Genomic DNA, 567 nt, shown 5'->3' on the forward strand with positions numbered 1-567 from the left:
CGTCAGGGTCGACCAGCTCGACAGCCGCCGGCGCACGGGATGCCGAACGAAGTGGCGGACGCCTTGAGGGCGTCCGGATTGTTGCGCGTCGAAGGTCCGCATGCCCCCTCCACCGTGCGCCGGCGGCTGTCGAGCTGGTCGACCCTGACGCAATGGCGCGGTTTTGCGGGAAAGTTCAACGCGCCGGGTCTGCGCTCGGCGCTAAAACTGGCAGTGCGCGCCAGCCCCCGTCCGCGGAAGCGCAAGAGCGAGAAGGCGGTCACCGCCGACGTGCTCACCGTCCTCTTGAAGGCGTGCGCCGGCGATCGGCTCGTCGACGTCCGCGACCGCGCGCTGCTGCTGGTGGCATTCGCGTCCGGCGGCCGGCGCCGCAGCGAGGTGGCATCGCTGCGCCTGGCGCAGATCGAGGAGCAAGATCCGGTCGCCGCCGATCCGAAGGAACCCGAGGGACCGAAACTGCCTTGCGCAAAAATCCGGCTCGGCCGCACCAAAACCACTGAAGCCAACGACGACGCTTTTGTCCTGCTGGTCGGCCGGCCCGTGCTGGCGCTGCAGGAATGGCTGGAG

Annotated in this window: 1 pseudogene; it reads left to right on the forward strand. The window is 69.3% G+C overall.

Going from position 1 to position 567, the window contains the following annotated elements:
- Window positions 1–567 (forward strand): annotated as a pseudogene (locus EOA60_RS36450) (integrase); the annotation flags it as partial.

The organism is Mesorhizobium sp. M1A.F.Ca.IN.020.06.1.1 (assembly GCF_004023265.1).
In the GTDB taxonomy this organism is placed as follows: Bacteria; Pseudomonadota; Alphaproteobacteria; order Rhizobiales; family Rhizobiaceae; genus Mesorhizobium.